The 19,338-nt window shown below is 61.8% G+C and carries 12 protein-coding genes; 4 read left to right on the top strand and 8 right to left on the bottom strand.

Annotated elements, in window-relative coordinates:
* Window positions 1-19: 19 nt before the first annotated feature.
* Window positions 20-916, top strand: coding sequence for a hypothetical protein (locus tag LVE68_RS08675; protein WP_233006633.1), 897 nt, complete (start codon window positions 20-22; stop codon window positions 914-916).
* Window positions 917-931: 15 nt separating this feature from the next.
* On the opposite strand, the gene LVE68_RS08680 is transcribed toward LVE68_RS08675, so the two are convergent.
* From LVE68_RS08680 to LVE68_RS08690, 3 genes are all read right to left on the bottom strand, one after another.
* Window positions 932-3,154: a transporter substrate-binding domain-containing protein gene (locus tag LVE68_RS08680; RefSeq protein ID WP_233006634.1), complete on the bottom strand. Its 2,223-nt coding sequence runs from the start codon at window positions 3,152-3,154 to the stop codon at window positions 932-934.
* Window positions 3,155-3,325: 171 nt separating this feature from the next.
* Window positions 3,326-4,189, bottom strand: a complete 864-nt coding sequence (locus LVE68_RS08685; protein WP_233006635.1) for a hypothetical protein — start codon at window positions 4,187-4,189, stop codon at window positions 3,326-3,328.
* A gap of 44 nt (window positions 4,190-4,233) precedes the next feature.
* Window positions 4,234-5,166, bottom strand: a complete 933-nt coding sequence (locus tag LVE68_RS08690) for an alpha/beta fold hydrolase (RefSeq protein ID WP_233006636.1) — start codon at window positions 5,164-5,166, stop codon at window positions 4,234-4,236.
* Window positions 5,167-5,719: 553 nt separating this feature from the next.
* Between LVE68_RS08690 and LVE68_RS08695 the strand changes: the two genes are divergently transcribed.
* The gene (locus LVE68_RS08695) at window positions 5,720-6,043 is read left to right on the top strand and encodes a DUF4242 domain-containing protein (protein ID WP_233006637.1); all 324 of its coding nucleotides are present in this window, start codon (window positions 5,720-5,722) and stop codon (window positions 6,041-6,043) included.
* A gap of 65 nt (window positions 6,044-6,108) precedes the next feature.
* On the opposite strand, the gene LVE68_RS08700 is transcribed toward LVE68_RS08695, so the two are convergent.
* The gene (locus LVE68_RS08700) at window positions 6,109-7,686 is read right to left on the bottom strand and encodes a hypothetical protein (RefSeq protein WP_233006638.1); all 1,578 of its coding nucleotides are present in this window, start codon (window positions 7,684-7,686) and stop codon (window positions 6,109-6,111) included.
* A 325-nt stretch (window positions 7,687-8,011) separates the two neighbouring features.
* On the opposite strand from LVE68_RS08700, the gene LVE68_RS08705 reads away from it, so the two are divergent.
* The gene (locus LVE68_RS08705; protein ID WP_233006639.1) at window positions 8,012-9,562 is read left to right on the top strand and encodes an alpha/beta fold hydrolase; all 1,551 of its coding nucleotides are present in this window, start codon (window positions 8,012-8,014) and stop codon (window positions 9,560-9,562) included.
* Between the two features lie 185 nt (window positions 9,563-9,747).
* On the opposite strand, the gene LVE68_RS08710 is transcribed toward LVE68_RS08705, so the two are convergent.
* On the bottom strand, window positions 9,748-11,424 hold the full coding sequence (locus LVE68_RS08710) for a serine hydrolase domain-containing protein (RefSeq protein WP_233006640.1): 1,677 nt from the start codon (window positions 11,422-11,424) through the stop codon (window positions 9,748-9,750).
* Window positions 11,425-11,679: 255 nt separating this feature from the next.
* Here LVE68_RS08710 and LVE68_RS08715 point away from each other — a divergent pair, with 255 nt between their 5' ends.
* Window positions 11,680-14,412 carry a M1 family metallopeptidase gene (locus tag LVE68_RS08715; RefSeq protein ID WP_233006641.1) on the top strand — a complete coding sequence of 911 codons (2,733 nt, stop codon included), beginning with the start codon at window positions 11,680-11,682 and terminating at the stop codon, window positions 14,410-14,412.
* A 57-nt stretch (window positions 14,413-14,469) separates the two neighbouring features.
* Here LVE68_RS08715 and LVE68_RS08720 read toward each other — a convergent pair whose 3' ends face one another.
* The 3 genes from LVE68_RS08720 to LVE68_RS08730 form a co-directional block, all read right to left on the bottom strand.
* Window positions 14,470-15,939: a tetratricopeptide repeat-containing sulfotransferase family protein gene (locus LVE68_RS08720; protein ID WP_233006642.1), complete on the bottom strand. Its 1,470-nt coding sequence runs from the start codon at window positions 15,937-15,939 to the stop codon at window positions 14,470-14,472.
* 69 nt (window positions 15,940-16,008) lie between these two features.
* Window positions 16,009-18,387 (bottom strand): TonB-dependent receptor, encoded by a 2,379-nt coding sequence (locus LVE68_RS08725; protein WP_233006643.1) that lies wholly within the window; start codon window positions 18,385-18,387, stop codon window positions 16,009-16,011.
* An 88-nt stretch (window positions 18,388-18,475) separates the two neighbouring features.
* Window positions 18,476-19,324: a carbon-nitrogen hydrolase family protein gene (locus LVE68_RS08730; RefSeq protein WP_233006644.1), complete on the bottom strand. Its 849-nt coding sequence runs from the start codon at window positions 19,322-19,324 to the stop codon at window positions 18,476-18,478.
* Window positions 19,325-19,338: the final 14 nt, after the last annotated feature.

A 19,338-nucleotide genomic window follows, 5' to 3' on the forward strand; every position in this document is an offset into this window, starting at 1 on the left:
ACCAGCCACAGGTGGAACCATGCGCCTGATCCTCAGTCGCAAGGGCTTCGATTCCTCCGCCGGCGGCTGTCCCAGCCCGATTTTTCCCGATGGCTCCCTGTATGCACTGCCGATACCCGATCGCCAGTCTTCGATTCCTTTCAATGCCCTGGCGTTCGGCGGGCAGAATATCGGCAACCTGGTGGAGGACCTGACAAGGGGGCGGCACAGTGGCGATGAGGGCGCACACCTGGACCCGGACATGCACGCCGACGCACTGCCACGCCATCGGGACTGGCGGCCGCTACTGGGGCAGACCGGGTCGGCCCAGGGCCACCTGCGGCGCCAGGGCGTTACCCAGGGGGACCTGTTCCTTTACTTCGGGTTATTCCGCCCGGTGGAAAATTCCGGTGGGCGCTGGCGCTTTGTCAGGCATGCCCCGGCGCAGCATATAATCTGGGGCTGGATGTCGGTCGGGGAGATAGCGCCGGTGGACAGCCTGGCAGAAGATGCGCTGGGCTGGGCGCGCTACCACCCCCACTTCAATATCGGCCCGGACAGCAATAACACCCTGTACATCTCCGGCAAGCGCCTGTCGCTGCCCGGGCTTGAGGGCCCCCTCCCGGGTGCCGGTATATTCCCACAACTGGACCAGCGGCTGGTCCTGACCCGGCCGGATTCACCGCGCCCGTCGGCCTGGCGCCTGCCGGCCAGTTTCTACCCGGAACCGGGACGCAGCCCGCTCAGCTACCACGCCAACCGCGACCGCTGGCAGCGTGCGGCAGAAGCAGGGACAGGCTACTGCCAACTGCAGAGTGCCGCCCGCGGCCAGGAATTCGTGCTGGATACACAGCAATACCCGGGGGTAACCGAATGGCTTGCCACATTGATTCGCGACCTGGCCCCGGGGCTTATGCCCACACCGGGCCAAGGTTAATACATTATCCCAGTCTCATTCACCACTGTCGTTGCGCGCTACCGCCAGGTAGCCCAGGTAGCGACTGCGGATCTGGCGCACGTAGTTGACCGGCTCCCGCCCGCGCACATAACCGAATCGCGCCTTGCGGTAGTACTCCGGCTCGGACAGCTTCAGCATGGCCTCTTCCACATGACCGAACCAGCGATCCGGATCTTTACCCATGGCCTCAGCCAGCCGGCGCGCATCGCGAACATGGCCGTGGCCGGCGTTGTAGGCGGCCAGGGTGAAATAGATTTTCTCATCGAAATCCAGGTCCCGCGGGAAGCGATCCTCCAGCCAGTCCAGGTAGGTGACGCCCGCCTGGATATTGTTTTCCGGCACAAACAGGTCGCTGATGCCCATCTGGCCTGCGGTGCGCGGCAGCACCTGCATCAGGCCGCGCGCGCCGGCGAAAGAGCGTGCCTGTGGATCGAACTGGCTCTCCTGGTACATCTGCGCCACCACCATACGCCAGTCCCGGTCCGAACGTGCGGCGTGCTCTCTCACCAGCGAGTCGTAGGGCGACAACTGGTCCGTACTGCGCAGCCGCTCGGCAATCTGGGTTCTGGTGCGCTTGGATTGCTTGAAGTACTTGTTGTAGGTGACGTTGAAAAACAGCCCACGATAGTGCTTGTTGAGGAAACTGTTCAGCTGTTTGAGCAACACGGGCTGGTCCTGGCGCACTCCCCAGGCAATCTCCTGCTCGCCCGGTAGTTCACCCACCACATGGAAATCGCGCCGGTAAGTGCGCTCGATATCCACCAGGTGCGAGTCTGCGATGGTATAGGCATATTTGCCCTGTACTACTGCGTCGATCAGGTGCTCGGTGGCCGCGCCCTTCACCGGTATCACCTTCATCGGCTGCTCCTGGCCGGCTGCCAGCGTGCGCAGGTTGGCGTAAAAGCTGGTCAGCGGGTTGACTGCCACTTCGCTTCCCGCCAGCAGCTCGGCCACCGGCTTGTCGGCCTCGCTTTCCGGCAACGGCTCGGCGGCAATGAGCTGCTCGGTCACCTTCAGGTAGTAGCGGGTGAACTCAATGCCCTGCTCACGGCGCTTGTCGGTGACAGTCATCGACGCCGCCACCATATCGCCGAGTCCGGATTCAAGCGCCTCGGCCAGGTCCACATCCGGCCCCGGCACCACCATGCTCAGGCGCAGGTTATTTTCCCGGGCAAACTGCTTGAGCAGGTCGTAGTCGAATCCCATCAGTTCACCCTGCCACATGAAATACGAGGCGGGGTGGTTACGTGTGAGCACCCGCAGTGTGCGGCTGGACTGGATCTCGGCCCAGTCCCGCAGGGGACGCTGTTCCATCTGCCGCGCGACTACGTGTTCCGAGGTCAGGAACTCATTCAGCGCGCGCTCAAGTTGCGGGTTGTCCTGGCGCACCGCCCAGGCGATGGCGCGCTGCGAATCCAGGCTGTCACTGGCCTGCAACTGTGGGTAATCTGGCAGCAGGGCATCCGCCAGGTTGCTGTCCAGCACTGTGGCCTGGTACTCGCCATCCACCACTGCAGTGAGCAACGTGTCGTGATTGACGGGTTCATCCAGGTAGGTGATATCAAAACGGGCTTGTGTACCGCCGGCAGCTTCCGTGCCCGCGCCCGGAACCGGGTCCGCAGCACTGGCGACCATCGCGTTTTCCGCCTCGAGGGTACGCGCAAAAGCGCTGCCCCGGCGCACCGCCACCATCATCGGTTCGGCCCCGCCTTCCGCGGTGTCACTGCGGGTGACCAGGAGCTCCTGCACAAACTGCAGGGGCCGGGTAAATGCCACCTGCTCGGCGCGCCCGTCGGTGCGGGAGAAATTGATCGCAATTACATCGCCCCGCCCCTCCAGCAGCGCCGGTACCAGGTCGGAGAAAGATTCCACGTACACCCACTGCGGATCCAAACCCCGGCTGTGGGCGAACTTTTCTGCCAGCTGCCGCCAGGCACTTCCCGGCAGGCCATCCCGCGGCAGGGCGTTATTGGTTTCCCCGCGCGGGGCCAGCAAGCGCAGTACGCCATGCTCGGCCAGTGCGGGCAGGTCACCGCGTTCAGTGTAATTGCGGAATGACGGCACCTCGGGCTCTGTTGCATCCACGGTATCTGCCACGGCAGCATCCTCCGCTGGCGCAGCACCCGTTTCGCTGCCCGGGTCTTTTCCCGGCCCGCAGGCGCCCAGGGTGAGCAGCAACAGCAGGACAGGGATTACACGGTAGAGTCTGGTTTTCACGACGGGGCCTTTTGCGTAGTTATGGATTGCGGCGACCGAACTCTGGTCAACGTTCATACACGGCTACGACTATACCAAGCGAGCGGATTGAGAAACACGTCACACCCACTCTGCTCTGGCGGCAAAAGGCAGGAAAGATCAGGAAAGGACTGTTAGGGCGCAAAAGACCGGTCAATCGGCGTTATTTTGCGCGCCAGAATTGAATTGCTGGTAATAGCTACGCCCCCAGCCTGACGGGGGTTCGTCGCCAAATTCCACAAACTGCACCGGCAGGGCACTGTTGTCGAAGGGTGCCAGGCCACGCTCCATGCGCGCATTTTCCAGCCCCTCGTAAATGGCCGCGGCACGACCCTCGATTACCCGCAACTCACCCTCATCGAGTTGCAGGTCGTATTCCTCAATCATACGCAGCCCATCGCGCAGGGCCCACTGGTCACCACGCATGAGTGCCACCTGGTACCAGGTGAGCACATCCAGCAACTCGCGCTCGGTGGCTGGCCCGTTGCTGTCGCGGAACTCCCGCGCCCGCCCCAGGTGTGGCCCGGCCAGGTTACGCAGGTCCAGCAGGGAACCCATTACCGCACCGTTATACGCGGTCTCCAGGGCTGCTTCCTCCGCGCCATCCCTCACATAGCGCGAATACAGCACCGTGTTTGCCAACAGGTCACCACCCGCGGCAAGTTGCTGCAGTGTTGCCAGGTCGTAACTGGCATAGGCCTGGAGGTCAGCGGCAGAGTAAAAGCCGCGCTCCGCCATCCAGTCCTTGAAGGCACGCTGCTGCGACTCGATATCACTAGCCGTTACCGCTGTGGATGCGGCATCGCTGGAAGGTGCCGCAGCCGGGTTTCGTCCTGCGGCACCAGCACCGACAAAACGGGCCGGACTTTGCTGGCCCTCGATAGTCTTTGCTGCGGAATCAGGTCCAGGCGGTGCTATACGATTCTCCCCGCGCCGCCCCAGCCACTGCAGCGCGACCATGCCGGCGATCACTGCGCCTACCAGCAGCAGCTTCCAGTGACGGCTGAACCAGTCCATCGGTGCCTCCGTTTCAGTTCAATTCAGTTACCCGGCTTCACCGGTCAGGCGCCGGCCAGGACCTGGGCCGGATAGCGGGCGAAATCATGCCGGTGCATAAAGGCCCGAAACGCATCCAGTACTGCTTGCGGCGCCTCCAGCTGTGGGTAGTGGCCGATTCCCTCGAGCCCGGTAATGTCCGGTTCGGGAACCAGTTGCCGATAGCGATCCACCATGTGCGCACCGGAAATGGGGTCGTGCAGGCCATTGATCAGTTTTATTGGCACCTGTGTTTCACACAGGGCACCCACCCAGCGTGCCCGGTGGCGCTTGCGCTCGGGCATATAGCGAATCAGCCGGTGCATCACCCGCCGTCCGCCCCGCCACTGCAGCAGCTTCCAGAAATTATCGATTTCCTCTTCACTGGGCTGGGTCTGCGGGCCGAAAATACGCTGCATGTTCTCCGCCAGCCTGTCCCGGTTACTGTAGCGCGCCACCAGTGGCCCCAGGGGCGATAGCAGCAGTTTCTGGATTCCCGCTGCACGATGACTCTCGGGAAACAACCCGCCATTTAACAGGCAGGCACTGGCAATGCGCAGGCCGGTATCATCCTCCGGACGCACACCGGCCCGGCGCTCGGCGTCCCGTGCCAGCAGTTCCTGGGCCACCGTATCACCATAATCGTGGGCGAGGATATGGTACTCACCCACACCCTGCAGGTTCAGCCAGGACTCGAGCAGGTCGGCCTGGTCTGCGATACGGTAGCGAAACCTCCGGGGCTTGGGTGAATCACCAAAGCCGAGCATATCCAGCGTATAGAGGCTGAAATTTGCAGCCAGCGCATCCCAGAGCCGGTTCCAGTCCCAGGAAGAGGTGGGAAAACCGTGGATCATCAACAGCGCCGGTCCCGCGGGATTGCCACCGGTGCGCGTCACCACCGGCCAGTCGCCGTGCGCAAAAATGCCGGCGCCATTGCGCCAATCTTGTAAACTAATCATATGCCAGGCCTGACTCACTACCGGGGTTACTTCGCGCACCCCGCCAAGACCAAATTATCCAATCAGCCCGCCACGCTGTCACCACAAACCCGGCAGCAGCCCCGGCGAGCTGGGTAACTCCGCGACGCTCCAGACGCTACGACCATGCATCTTCGCACTAGTTCGCGATTATCACCCGCAGGCAATGGCTCCGGCCGGTTACCAGCAATTGCCACCAACCTCACAGGTAGCCTGCTATAGCGTGCGATCACCTGCAGGAGAACAGCCTTAACCCGCCCGGGACCGCCCCACGCTGAGCACCTCGGCCCGAGCGATTGCGGCGTGCTGTCCCCCCTGGAAACCTGTAGCCAGTATCCGCCGCGAGTTTTTAGCCATTTATAGCGCCGCTGGGGCAGCCACCGGGCAACGGTGGATTTCTGCGGTAAATTTCCCTACCGGTCACCCTCAGTAGCGCGTCCGCGACTATAGTTCTGCTCTCGGGAATACCCGGCGGATGTCTCGCCCGGGAGAGACAAAGTCAATGGAGCAAGGGGTACAAGCAGGGAGAAAGGTTATGCCTAAATTTGTTATCGAGCGGGAAATCCCCGATGCCGGCAAGCTCACCCAGCAGGAGCTGGCGGGAATTTCACAGAAATCCTGCGATGTGCTGCACCAGCTGGGGCCCCAGGTGCAGTGGGTGCAGAGTTATGTCACCGATGACAAGGTGTACTGCGTGTATATCGCGCCCGATCGGGAATCCATCCTCAAGCACGCAGAGATGGGTGGCTTCCCCGCCGACTCGGTGGCGGAAGTCCGCAATATCATCGATCCCACCACCGCCGAGCACCACACCGGTTCCGGCGAGTCACTGGATGCCGCCGGCGGGGCCACGATTTAATCCCGCCCCATAAAAAAGCCCCCTCCGGACGGAGGGGGCTTCCTGGCTGCACGGGCGGAAAGGCGTCAGCCCTCGTTATTCTCGTTGCCCGAACGCTCCTTGCTGGCGAGGGTCTTGTTGACCCGGGCCTTGACGCCGGGCTCCTGCTCGGCCTTCATTTCCGCCAGCATCAGCTTCATCTGCTGGTGCTGTTCCTCATCATCCAGTTCCATCAGCAGCGGCTGTGCCACGCGCGCAAAGTACTCGGCATCGCGCTTGTTGTAGAGCTCCTGGGCCAGCCACTGGGCAATGTGCACCTGGCGCGGAGCGCGCAGGTAAGCCTGCTCCAGCATCTCCAGGTACTTCTCCTGCGGGTAGTCCAGCATCTGCATGCTCATCGCCAGGCCGTACCAGTGGGAGGCCGTGTCTTCATCGTTGTTGACGAGGTACACGAACTTGTCGCGTACCTTCTTCAGTTCTTCCCGGTCGCGCTCCGCCCCGGGAGTGTTGGCCTGCCGGGTCAGTCCCAGCCAGGCGTCCACATTCTGGTAGCGGAACTGGCTGCGGTCCTGCAGCGGCACCGAGGCCAGCAGCTCTTCGGCAGCCTCGTAGTTACCCATACGGGTTTCTGCATCTGCCTGTACGGATATCAGCTCCGCGCTCATCAGGCCATTGGCGTGCGCATACTGCAGCAGGGAACCCAGTCCACCCAGGTTATAGCCGGACAGCACCAGGAAGTGTCCCACCTCGGCGATGGCACGCTGCGGCGAGAGCTGCTGCACGCCGGGTGACACCTCGCGGAACTCCTTCGGCACAATGCCGCTCACCATCTCAAACTCGCCTTCCTGGAACAGCTGCGCATAGCGTTCCTGAACGTCTTCCAGTTTGACGCCGAAGGTGCTGGTGAGGGACTCCACCGGGTCGGCACCGTTGTTGTAGGCCCGCACGTAATCCCGGAACTGGTCCACCTTGCCGCTCTCCATGATCAGCCAGTGGGCCAGCATCCAGCCACTGGCGTACACGCGCGGCTTCTCCTCATCGGGGGTGTTGATGACCGTGGCACGCAGCAATTCCTCGAGCGGCATGGGGCTGGTGTAAATCAGCGTCATGGCCCGCTCTTCCGGCACGGCACCCAGCTTGTAACGGCCCGGGGTCGGGAATGTCATGGTGGACATGAACTCGGCAAAGCCCTCGCTGTACCAGTAGGGGTAGTGCGTGGTGTTGCGGTTATAGCTGAGGAAGTGGGTGTATTCGTGGAACAGGAATTCCCGCGCCTGCAGCTGGCGCTCGCCGGTACGGCCATCCAGGTTTACCAGCGCATAGCTGCCCTGGGCCGTGGTATCGAACAGGCCATTGGTCATTTCCGCCAGCTCCGGGCCAACCAGGCCGGCGTAGGTCTGGCGGTCAGCGGTGGCGTAAATAGTAAGCTTGTGCTGCTCCTGGCGGGCGCCCTGGGTCCCCAGCAGCTTCAGGGCGACCGCGCGATAGCGCTCCAGGTCGCGCGCCAGGGTTTCCACTGCCTCCGGATCACCATTGGTGACAATCCGGAAGTTGGTGCTGTCTACCTGGTACCAGGTCTCCTCCCCCAGGTTGTGCTGGGCGCTGCAAGCGGACAACACGAAACTGGAAAATATTACCAACAGGGCGAGTGTGCGATGGAACATAGTTCTGGCCACTTGGTGAGTTTTACTCGGGCCCTCCGTGGCGGGAATAACAGCCTCACACCCTACCGGTTTTCATTGATCAAAAAAAGAACAATTTTAGACCAGAACCGGGCATCCGTCGGATTGATTGGGACCCGGGAACGACTCCCGGTCAGCCCTGGCCGCCAAACTCGCAGATAGAACCGCCAGTCAGGTGAACCTGCTCGCAAACTGCCGCCAAGGCACCCCTAACAGCTGCGAATCAGCGCTAAAGTCTCCATGTGACCCATAAAAATAAAGCGGTCACGATAACTAATAATAATTTGCGATGATGAGAGAGATATCTATGAAAACCACTCCCCTGCTGGGGCTGCTGGGCGGGGCGCTGCTGTCGTTCCAGTGCCTGGCTGCGCCACAGTTTATTCCCGACCTGGATATCACCACTTTTGATGGCACCGAGCTGGATGCCAACCTGTTTGTGCCGGATAGCGCGCCCCCGCCCGGTGGCTACCCCACCGTGCTGTTCACCAACAGCTGGGTGCTGGACAAGAACGAATACCTGCTGCAGGCCGAGGCGCTGGCGGAAGACGGTTACCTGGTGATGAGTTACTCCACCCGCGGCTTCGGCAAGTCCGGCGGGCTGGTGGATGTTGCCGGGGACAACAGTATCCGCGACACCCGGGTACTGATCGACTGGCTGGAAGCCAATTACCCGGTGGGCAAGCTGGCGCTCTCGGGTATTTCCTATGGCGCCGGCATCTCGTTGCTGACCGCTGCCGCCGATCCGCGCGTGGATGCCGTGGCGGCGCTATCCGGCTGGGCCGATGTGGTCGAGGCCCTGTATCCCAACGAGACCGTCAACCTGGTCTGGGGGTCCCTGCTGGTCAACACCGCCTTTCACCGCGAGCCGGTGGTGGACAACGTCTGGTCGGACCTGCGCAACGGGGTCAACATCGATGGTGTACGCGAATTCGGTGCCGCGCGCTCGGCCCTCGCCATGGTGGACGCGCTGAACGACAACGGCACCGCGGTGCTGATTTCGAATAATTTCGCCGATTACCTGTTCAAGCCCAACAGCATGACTGACCTGTATACGCTGCTCGAGGGCCCGAAAAAACTGCTGTTAAACCCGGGCACCCACGCCATCACCGAGTTCCTGGGCGGCAACAACGGCCATATCTGGCAGACCACCTTCCGCTGGTTCGATCGCTATCTCAGGGGTGCGGCCAATGGCATCGACAGCGAACCACGGGTGGATATGACCGTGCGCATCGACAACCGGCTGGAGCAATTCCAGGATTTCCCGGTGACCGACCAGCGCCAGCAGTGGTACCTGCACCCGCGCTACGGCTATCTCGACAGTGGTGACCTCAAGGGTTATCCCTATGGCGGCTGGAGCTGGCGCAACGAATTCCACGGTGGCGCCGACACCAGGGCCGGTACCGGTATCCCGCTGGTCTCGGATGCACTGGAGGGCCTGGGTATCCCGGTGTACACCAACATGCTGGGGATCAACGGTTACCACGCGATTGAATACCACTCGCCGATCCAGTGGCGCAAAATGAGAATCCGCGGCACCCCCAGCCTGGAGCTCTGGATCCGCCCCAGCAAACCGGACGTACAATTGCACCTGCACCTCTACGACACCGACATGCTCGGCCTGGGACGGCTGGTCACCCACGCACCAATCACCCTGCGGGGCCTGGAAGTGGGCCAGGAGCAACGGGTGGAAGTGGACTTCTTCACCACCAGCTACGACCTGCCCGCCGGCCATTTCCTGTCACTGGCCATCGACACCGAGGGCCTGCTGTACCAGAAACTCGACGACCGCAATTACACCGTCGAGATTCCCTACCGCGGCAGCCGTGTGTCCAGGCTGAGTGTGCCCGTGCTGTAGGCCATTTCCACCCGGCTATATTCCGCGTGGCACTCGGGCGACCGGTAGCACAGGGATTCCGCCCAGCGATTCGTTACCCCGGGCAGGCCGGGATCCAGCTGCCCCGGAAGTGATGGCAACTCCCGGGGCATAGCCGGGTCCGCTGCGCGGCGCTCCTGGCCATTCGCCCCGGTTCGCACGGTGAATCAGAGACGCTTGTATTTCAGGTTTTTCACCCGTTCAGTACTGGCTGAGAACCCGACGACACGTCCCCTGGCATCGCGCTCGAATTCGATCACTGCGCGCCCACTGATAAAACGATCACCAGGCACCGGCAAAAGCTCCTCATCCCCCGTTCGTCGTCTTGCTACCAGTTGGTCACCGGTTTGCTCAAGTCGCTGGAAGTGATCCAGCTCCGGGCTGTAATAGTTCCCGGCCAGTGCCTTGATCTCCCCGGTGTCGAAAGAATCCGGGGCATAGCGCTCGAACTCCATCTCGGTCCACCCCTGGATTGCCACTTTCATGGCGGCGCCCGTGAATGACACCTGTGCGGGAGAGCCGAAAATTGAGGCACGGAAACTGCTAGCTGAGCCCGGATCCAGCTGGAAACGGCCCCAGCCACTGAATACAAGGTAATAATCCCCATCTTCTTCAGTGATGGAACCCTGCACCATCATTTTATCCTCATGCCAGTAATGGCCGGCATATTGCTGCAACTTTTCGTCAGTGTCCTTGAACCGCTTTACGGCAGCGGGAGATTTACCATCCGCTTGCACCGGAGATGGCGCCCGGCTTCCTGTGGCTTGCTTCTCTGCCAGGTAGAGTGCAGCGACCTGCCTCGCCAGGGACCTCGGGTCGGCATCGGCGCGATTGCAGAGCACTGCCAGGCCCAGGTCGGCCCCCGGGTAACGGGCAATTTCCGTACGAAAGCCCACGAAAGTCCCCCCGTGGGCCACTTCCCGCGCACCGTGAAACTCGTCGACAAAAAGGCCAAAGGCGTAATCCAGCTCCTCACCATTTTCCAGGCGACCCGGTTTCTCCAGCTCATGAATCAACTCCTGCCGCTTCTTTCCGAGCCGGTTCTCACTAAAGTTGTCATCCCAGCGCTTCAGGTCCCCGATGGTGCTATAGAGGCCACCATCCCCCACCATATCCAGCTGCGTCATGCTGATCCGCCATTTCTCGTCTTCTCCCGGCGCATAACCATCGGCCCGGCGCGGGACAACGTGGGTGTGATCATCATGGAAGTGGGTTTGCTCCATACCCAGCGGCTCGAACATATTCTCGTGAGTCCATTCGCGCAGGGATTGTCCTGTGACTTTTTCTACCACCTGGGCCAGCAGCAGGTACCCCGAGTTTGAATACAGGTGCTGTGACCCCGGCTCGAAGTTCAATGCCTGTTGCCCGGTAACCAGTCGCAATGCTGATTCTGTGCTGTACGAGTCACCCATATCGGCAAGCTCGGCGAGGTCCAGGTAATCGCGAATACCGCTGGTGTGATGCACCAGTTGGCGCAGGGTCACCGGGCTGCCGTAATCGGGCATTTGTGGAAAGTATTTCTGGACCGGATCGTCCAGGTCGAGATCCCCCGACTCATGTAACAGCGCAATGGCGGTAGCCACGAACTGCTTCGATGTGGATGCCATCCGGAATACTGAATCGGGAGTAAGCGGAATATCGTACTCCAGATTCGCCATGCCGTAGCCGCGGGCATAGGCGATTTCGCCACCGCGGTAAATCCCCAGCGCACAACCCGGGGCCTCCTTACTATCGTATGCAGCGAACACTGCGTCGATATCGGCTGGCGTGGGCTCACCAGCCATTGCGGCTGGCCCGCACAGCGAGATGGAGAAGGCGATGCAGTTACCGAAGACCTTATTCATGGTGATTCCCTGTGTTGATTGCAAACCTGCGTGCGGGCATCAACAAGCCACGCAAACCACTACCACGATACCCAGAGCATCCACGTTACCACGGCCCGGGCGGCGTGCCGCAATGGCGTCAATTACACGTAGGCACATTACTGAGCAATGTGGCGCCAGCTGTTCCGGCAACCATCAATGGCGACCACTGGCCAGCCACGGGCCAAGCCGCCGCTGGTCCGTTACAATGCCGGTTTTGCCAAGCATCGGGAGCTTATGAGAAAGATAACCCTGCGCAGCCTGCTGGTAGTGCCACTTCTGGCCCTGGCCGCCTGCAGCCCGTCAGAAAAGCCCGCGGACGGCGAGCGTGCCGAATCCAGCGGCAAGCCACCCACTTCCCAGCTGGTGAAGATCTCCGGCGATGCGGAGAAAGAGGCACCGGACGGCCGCCTGCCGGAGGGCGTCCGCCCCACCGCCTACCGCCTCGACCTGCTGCTGGACCCGCGCCGTGACGACTTTTCCGGCACCGTGGAAATCGATATCGAGCTGGACGAGTCCGCCGACCATATCTGGATGCACGGCAAGGACATCCGCGTCAACGAGGCTACCGCCACCAGTGCCGACGGAAAGACGGTTGCCGCCGACTACCAGCAGGTGCTCGACAGCGGCGTGGTGCGGGTCAGCTTCGCCGAGCCGCTGCCTGCCGGCGAATTCACCCTGAGCCTGGCCTACAGCGCCGATTTCGATCGCAACCTGTCGGGGCTGTTCAAGGTGGAGGAACAGGGTGATTCCTACGCCCTGGCCAAGTCGGAGTCGATCCAGGCGCGCAAGTACCTGCCCGGCTTCGATGAGCCCGGCCTGAAGGCACCGTTCGATATCAGCCTGACGGTGCCCGAGGGCTATGCCGCCATCAGCAATGGCGCGGAACTGAAGCGCGAACCGGCGGGCGAGGGGCTGGAAAAAGTCACCTTCGCCACCACCCGGCCTACCCCCACCTACCTGCTGTCCCTGTCAGTGGGGCCGTTCGATGTGGTGGAGCGCGACGCCATCCCGCCTAACAAGTACCGCAAGGAACCCATCCCGCTGCGCGGCTTTGCCCGCAAGGGCCGCGGAGATGACCTGGACTATATCCTCGATGTCACGCCGCGCATGCTGGAGATATTTGAGACAGAACTGCAGCGTCCCTACCCGTTCAAGAAACTGGACATCATCGCCGCACCACAGTGGCCCAGTGGCGCCACCGAGCTGTCCGCGGCCATTACCTACCGCGAGCAGCGTATCCTGGTGGAAGGGGATGAGCCGGCACCGGGGGCACGGCTGGCACTGCTGGGTGTGCATGCCCACGAGATCGCACACATGTGGTTCGGCAACCTGGTCACCCCGCCCTGGTGGGACGACCTGTGGCTGAAGGAAGGCTTCTCCACCTGGGGCACCCCGCTCACCCTGACAATCTTTGAGCCCGAGGGTGGCCACGACCTCAACGCCGCGGTGCGCGCCATCAGCGCCATGCAGCTGGATTCACTGGCGAGCACCCGCGCCATTCGCGAACCCATCGACAAGAATGACGATATCCGCAACGCCTACGACTCCATCACCTACTCCAAGAGCCTGGGCGTGATCCATATGGTGGACCAGTACTTCGGCGCGGACCGTTTCCGCCCCGCCCTGGGCCGCTATATCGAGACGTTTGCCGACGGCGTGGCAGACTCGGACGACTTCTATCGTGTCATCGGCGAGGAGACCAACACCCCGGAACTGACCGACACCTTCCGCAGCTTCGTCGAGCAGAAAGGCGTACCGGAACTGACAGTCAACCTGGACTGTGACAGCGGCGACAAGCCCCGGGTCACCATCCGCCAGGGACGCTACAAGCCGCTGGGCTCACCGATCCAGCTGAGCGGCCAGCAGTGGACCATTCCCCTGTGCCTGCGCAGCGACCAGGGCCGCCAGTGCCTGATGCTGGCGGACAGCGAGCAGACCGTCGAGCTGGAGAGTGAACAGTGCCCGCAATGGCTGCTGCCCAATGCCGACGGCAGTGGCTACTATCGCTGGAACCTTGCCGGGGAACAGTGGCAGGCACTGGTGAAGAGTTTCGCCGACTTCACCCCGACCGAGCAGCTCTCCATTATCGACAGCGCCTTTGCGGCCTTCGAGGCCGGTGAACTGCCCATCGCCACGGTGCTCGACGTGGTGCGCGAATCCGCTGTCGCCAGCCAGCGGCAGGTAATCACTGCGCCACTGCAGTACCTGGGAAAATACCGTCGCAGCATCCTGCCGGAGAAAGCCCTGCCGGACTTCACCCGCTTCCTGCAGGGACTCTACCAGCCGGTACTGGAGCGCACCGCCGGCAGCGACGCCCCGGAGCAGAAGCTGCTGTACAGCGAGCTGCTGGCCTTTATGGCACTGGTGGCCGAGGACCCGCAGGCACGCAAGGCCCTCGCCGACAAGGCCATTGCCTTTACCGGCTTCAAGCGTGAGCGCGATGCCGCGGCACTGGACTCCGACCTCTATGAAGCGGCCCTGGTAGTGGCGGTACAGGATGCCGGCCGGGAGTTCCTGCCGCACCTGGTGAAGGTCCGTGGCGAGCTGGACGACCCGCGCTTTGAGAATGCCAGCGCCAATGCCATCGGCGCGGCCAACGATCCCGAACAGGTGCAGGATGTCCAGCGCCTGGCGGTGAGTGAGGAAATGGGCCCGCGCGAGGCCTTCGGCCTGATCGCCACCGCCATCGCACAACCGGCGGTACAGGAACAACACTGGCAATGGCTGCGGGATAACTTCCCCACCGTGGTGGAGAAAATTCCGGGCCAGTGGCGCCGCCGCACCCCGTCATTTGCCCGCACCTTCTGCACCAGCGACCGGCTGGACCAGCTTCAGGCACTGTTTGAGCAACACAGTGCACTGACGCCGGGTTACCAGCGCAGCATGGCGCAGACGGAAGAAACCATCGAGCTGTGCATGGCGCAGCGCGAGCAGGCACCGGAGTTTATCCGCGCCCTGTCCCGCTGACCCACTCTGCATGACCGGGTCCCGGCACTGTACGGGACCCGGCTATCCCTGCCGGACCTACCCTACGGCGATACCCGCATTTTCCAGTTCCTCCGCCAGCGGTGCCAGCTGCTCGCGGTAGTGCTGCCAGTGGCCCACCGAGCGTGTATACAGCGGCTGGCGCACCTGGGCCGAACTGGCGGTGGCGACCGGGCTGCTGTTGCGGTGGAATTCCCCACAGGCGGTTTCCCATTCAAGTCCTGCAGCGGAGACCAGGGCGGGGGCTTCCCGGTCAAATTGCCCCACCAACTGCTCGTAGGACTGGAAGCGTATGCGGCCAGCCAGCGACTCCTGCCAGGTTTCCCGCAAGCGGTGGTAGGCAATGTAGTAGCGCGCCAGGTCCCGCAGGCTGTAGGAGAACGGATACCCCATCCGGAACAGGGTCTTGTACATGGCGAAGCAGGCATCCAGCGGGTGGCGATCCATCCAGACCATGGTGGCGCCGGGCATGCTGCGCGCGATCAGGCCGGCGTAGAGAAAGTTTTGCGGTGTCTTGTCGATATGCTTGCGGGCGGGTGAATCGTACTGCCCGAGACGCGCCAGGTAGCCGCCGGCAATTTTCCCGGCGGGCCATTGTGCGGTAGCCCTGACCAACTCTTCCTTCGGCAGGCTGCGACCGGCAGCCACCATCAGGGAAAGGGGCAGGTCGGTAATCTCGCCGAAACTGTCACACTGGCTGTGGCTGGACAGGATACGGTCCACCAGTGTCGTGCCCGAGCGGGGCAGGCCGAAGACAAAAACCGCCTGCTCACCACACTGCCGATCCGCGTCGCCAGCCTCCAGCTGCCCGTGTTCCCGGGCGATCAGCTGCAGCACCTCGAGATCACCCTCAACGCGATAACGCATCGTCGCACGACGCAGCTCCGCCCCCCGGCTGAACTGCTGGAATGCCCGGTCGAACTCACCAACATCCTCGTATTCCTTACCCAGCGCATAGTGCAACTGGATACGGTCATTGAGCCTGAGATCACTTCGCGTAACCAGCTGTTCCAGGGTGGGGATATGGCTGGCATCACGGGATACGCGGCGGATACCACTCAGTACCTGCTGGGCCTGGCCATCGGTTGGCGATTCCTGCACGAGGTTCCCGAGGATAGACTCCGCCTGCTCCAGGTCACCCAGCGCCAGCAGGTTTGCGGCCAGGTTATAGCGCGCATTGCGGTCACCTGCCTGCGCCAGCCGGCGATAGATTTCCGCGGCTTCTGCGGGCCGCTGGCACTGCGAAAAGAGTTCAGCGCACTGTTCGAGGTGCCGGCGATCCTGTCCGGCATGATGGCGGTATTCCGCCAGCAATGATCGCACTGAACGGTGCTGGCCCAGGAACAGCCGGCAGCGTACCTGCAGGGGAAACAGCTCGAGATTGCCGGCATGGCTGTAGCGAAGTTGTTCGACAACCCCATCAGCCTCACGAAACCGGCCCTGGCCAAGCAGGTGATTGGCTCGTTTTATTCCATCGTGTATTCCGGCTTCGGATTCACTGGCATTCACTATGTGTTTCGCTTTACTGGCATAAAAAAGGGGCGCAATGCGCCCCAATGTACCCAATCAAGGATAAAATCAGAAGCTGACCTTCAGGTTGGCACCGATTGTGCGCGGCTGCACCAGGAAGCTTTTGGCCCCGTTGCCGTAATACTGTTGCGACGGATCCGTCCCCATATACTCTTCCTTGAACAGGCCGGTGGTACCTTCCTCGTTCGTAAGGTTCTTGGCGAACAGGGTGGCAGTCCACCAGTCGCCGGCAACGCCGATATGACCGTCCAGCAGGGAGAAGCCATCGAGTTCGGCGGCAAACCGCTCGCTGTCACTGGCGGCGTTCATGGTGGAGGACTGGTAGTAGGCAGCCATACGCCCGATCATTTCCAGCCCGCCGTTGCCCAGCGGCGCCCGGTAATCCAGTGCGGCGGTCAGGGTATTCTCCGGGGTGCCCGGCAGGCGCGTGCCGGCACTGGCCAGCGGGGTCGAGTAACCCGGGGCCAGCAGGTCGGCATCCAGCTCCGCATTGACGTAGGCGTAACCCAGGCTGTAGCTGAAGCTCTGGCTCAGGTCTCCCTGCAGCTCCAGTTCTATACCCGAGGTGCTGGCCTGGTCGCCATTGGCAACCGCAAAGAAGCCCCACACCGGCGTGGCGGTATTGACCTGGACATTGTCCCAGTCGACGGCGAACGCAGCGGCGGTATAGGTGACGCTACCCAAGCTGCCCTTGATACCGGCCTCGTAGTTAATCACCGTATCCGCTTCGTACTGCGCCCAGGACGGGTCCTCGCCAAAGAAACCGCTGGTCGGTGCCGCGTTGGAACCACCGCGACGGTAGCCCTCGGACACGGTGGCATAGGCCATCATGTTGTCCGCAATATCGTAGGCGGCATTGGCCTTGAACAGAACACCGTCATCTTCGGTGACCCGGCTGTCATTCAGCACCGGGAAGATTGCCCCCGAACCGTAGGCGGGGAAGTCCATATACACCATCGACTCATATTCATTGCTGAACTGCCGGGCACCGAAAGTCAGGTGCAGGGCATCCAGGTGCCAGGTGAGCTCACCGTAGAATGCCGTCTCGGTAAAGTTGTCTTCCCGTGCATAATCCCAGTCCTGGTCGCTGGCGACGATGCCCGGTCCCCAGGCAGTATCGGCCCACTGCTGATAGCCGCGCAGGTAACTCTGCTGGGCACCCGAAGTGTCCTGGTCGATATAGAAGGCACCCAGGATCCAGTCCAGGCTCTCGGAACCGTTGGATACCAGTCGCACTTCCTGGATAAAGGCCGAATCCTCGTACTGGCGCACGGCGGAGGCCATGGGCCGGTTGTAGTTGTAATAGAAGGCCCCAATCCAGCCATTCTGAGCGTAGAAGCCGGTATTCTCGGAAACAGAATCGCCGCTGTGATCGTAATCGGAAGTCGAGGAGGTCAGGGTGGCAAAGCCCAGGTCAATTTCTGTTTCCAGGGTGTTCAGGCTGGCCTCACGGCTGGACGGCTCGAGCTGGATGGAGCCGTTCTCATAATCGTCATAGGCATTGCCCCAACCATCCAGGCCCTCGGTCTGCTGGCGACGCCCGCCGACTTCATCGTCCTGGGTCATATGGGTAAAGAGTAATTCAAAGCCGTCGGTGGGCTGCCACAATGCCGCAAATTTGGCATAGGTGATCTCGACAGTATCGGCATCCTCTACATTCCGGTATTCCGCTTCCGGAGACAGGACACCCTCGGGGGCGGTGGGAATGCCATTGCTGTCGAGCCGATACACATTCACGTAATCGACAATACCCGCATTGTCCACAAGGCCAGCGGCGGCACGAATGGCAAAGCTATCGGACAGTGCCAGGTTAACGACCGAGTCCGCCGAATAATTGAGCCCGTCAGAGCCCGCAGTGCTGGACACCCCGGAACTGAAGTCCACCGAATTGCCATCCATCTCCGGCTTGCGGGTGATATACCTGACGGTACCGCCGAGTGACCCGGAACCATAGAGCGTGCCCTGGGGCCCGCGCAGGACTTCCACCCGCTCAAGGTCCTTGAGGATAAAGTTGGCGTAAACCGGCGTGCTGTTTACATAGGTGGAGACTGTCGGCGCCGCGGCCACGGAATAATCCCCCAGTGCGGCACTGTCGACATTGAGGCCACGGATCATGATGCCGTTGATGACACCGGAATTGCGATTGCCTCGGTCCACCACGGCAACCCCGGGAACGTTCCGCATCAGCTCGGCCTGGTCGGTAATCTGCGCCGCACTGACATCGTCACCGGAGACAGCGGAAATGTTATAGGGCACATCCTGGAGCCTTGTTTCCCGGGCCGTTGCCGTAACGATGACTTCCTCGATTACTTCGTTATTTTGGGCAAAGGTGGCCTGGCTGAATGTCACGGCGCAGCCAGCGGATACCGCCGCGATCGCCATGGCCAGATGTTGCCTGCTGAAACCCCTGGTGTCTTTGTTGTCCATGATTCCCTCTGTATTTTCTCTATTGTATCGGCCGGACTGCGCCGCCTGGTGTTGTTGCCTAAAAAATTTTTGGGATTTCTCCCGTCTTTTACTCCGGCAGTTTCAATGGCCCGAGTCGCCCATAGGCGGGTGATGCCGCCCCATCCTCGTATTGGGGGAAACGGACCCTGCCATCACGGAAACTCTTGAGTACCTGGCCCAGCCCCTTCATGCCGCGCTCGCGGACCCGGGTCACTTTCTCCAGGTCCACCTCGAACGCGATCACTTCCTCATCCACAGAGGCCTCATGCAGGGTTTCCCCCTCCGGGCCCACCACGATCGAGCGCCCCACACCCTGGGTCCCGGCAGAATTCACGTCGACGATGTAGCACTGGTTGGTGACCGCACTCGCCCGCACAATCGACAGCTCATCACCACGGTCGATGGTGTCGGTCTTGGTGGGGTGGATGATGATCTCCGCCCCCAGCCAGGTCAGTGCCCGGGTGGTTTCGGGAAACCACATGTCATAGCAGATGGAAACGCCAAAACACCCGACCTCCGGCACCTCAAAAACAAGGAAATCTTCCCCGGGCGTTACGCCCTTTTCGTAGGGCAGGAATGGATAGAGCTTGCGGTAGCGGCCGACAACCTTTCCTTCCGGGTTGATCACCGGAGTGGTGTTGTAGACTGCACTGCCGTTCTTTTCATACATGGAGCCCGGTACCAGCCAGACCCCCAGCTCCCGCGCACTGCGGCAGAGCGCGTCCTCTTCCGCCGAGGGCAGTTCGCGGGCGTGCTGTACACCCACGCCCCGCAGTGCCAGCTCGCTGAGTACGATCATCTGCACCCACGGGTAGCGCAGCTTGGTTTTCTGGATGCGCTGCAGCAGCAGTTCCAGGTTGTCCGCTTCGTCCAGCCGTAGCTGGAGGGCCGCGATCCCAAATGTTCGGTTCTTCATCGCCAGATTGTTTC

This window comes from Microbulbifer sp. YPW16 (genome assembly GCF_021290385.1).
Lineage (GTDB): Bacteria > Pseudomonadota > Gammaproteobacteria > Pseudomonadales > Cellvibrionaceae > Microbulbifer > Microbulbifer zhoushanensis.

What these genes read in the sequence shown, in the direction of transcription:
- LVE68_RS08710 (WP_233006640.1), bottom strand. Translation starts at nt 11,424, where the DNA reads ATGAATAAGGTCTTCGGTAACTGCATCGCCTTCTCCATCTCGCTGTGC.
- LVE68_RS08705 (WP_233006639.1), top strand. Translation starts at nt 8,012, where the DNA reads ATGAAAACCACTCCCCTGCTGGGGCTGCTGGGCGGGGCGCTGCTGTCG.
- LVE68_RS08725 (WP_233006643.1), bottom strand. Translation starts at nt 18,387, where the DNA reads ATGGACAACAAAGACACCAGGGGTTTCAGCAGGCAACATCTGGCCATG.
- LVE68_RS08685 (WP_233006635.1), bottom strand. Translation starts at nt 4,189, where the DNA reads ATGGACTGGTTCAGCCGTCACTGGAAGCTGCTGCTGGTAGGCGCAGTG.
- LVE68_RS08715 (WP_233006641.1), top strand. Translation starts at nt 11,680, where the DNA reads ATGAGAAAGATAACCCTGCGCAGCCTGCTGGTAGTGCCACTTCTGGCC.
- LVE68_RS08695 (WP_233006637.1), top strand. Translation starts at nt 5,720, where the DNA reads ATGCCTAAATTTGTTATCGAGCGGGAAATCCCCGATGCCGGCAAGCTC.
- LVE68_RS08730 (WP_233006644.1), bottom strand. Translation starts at nt 19,324, where the DNA reads ATGAAGAACCGAACATTTGGGATCGCGGCCCTCCAGCTACGGCTGGAC.
- LVE68_RS08675 (WP_233006633.1), top strand. Translation starts at nt 20, where the DNA reads ATGCGCCTGATCCTCAGTCGCAAGGGCTTCGATTCCTCCGCCGGCGGC.
- LVE68_RS08700 (WP_233006638.1), bottom strand. Translation starts at nt 7,686, where the DNA reads ATGTTCCATCGCACACTCGCCCTGTTGGTAATATTTTCCAGTTTCGTG.
- LVE68_RS08690 (WP_233006636.1), bottom strand. Translation starts at nt 5,166, where the DNA reads ATGATTAGTTTACAAGATTGGCGCAATGGCGCCGGCATTTTTGCGCAC.